We start from the raw sequence: 307 nt of genomic DNA on the forward strand, positions 1-307 counted from the left end.
ATGGCGGGTATTCCCGCCACGATAGGGCCGGGGGGCCCCTTCAAGAAGGCACACCCGTGCGCCTTTTTCGGCCGCAACGATGGCGGCAATAAGCCCGGCTTGCCCCCCGCCGGCGACAAGGACATCGTAATGATCATGCAGTGTTTTCACCAAGGCGTTACCTTTTTGTATTTTATAGAATACTATTGTATACAATTGCTCACAAACTTGTAGTTTGAAAATGAATGTGTCAAGTTCAAACCAAGAAAAACAATCAAGGTACCTGGTCATGAGCTCTGATTCCGTTGATAAACAACCCCGCGGCGAA

1 protein-coding gene is annotated in these 307 nt (G+C 49.5%); it reads right to left on the reverse strand.

The window, feature by feature from the left end:
• Positions 1–270: FAD-dependent oxidoreductase (locus THS27_RS27685; RefSeq protein WP_210403049.1), on the reverse strand; the 270-nt coding region annotated here is incomplete at its 3' end.
• Between the last annotated feature and the right edge of the window lie 37 nt (positions 271–307).

It is taken from the genome of Thalassospira sp. MCCC 1A01428 (assembly GCF_002115825.1).
Classification (GTDB): domain Bacteria; phylum Pseudomonadota; class Alphaproteobacteria; order Rhodospirillales; family Thalassospiraceae; genus Thalassospira.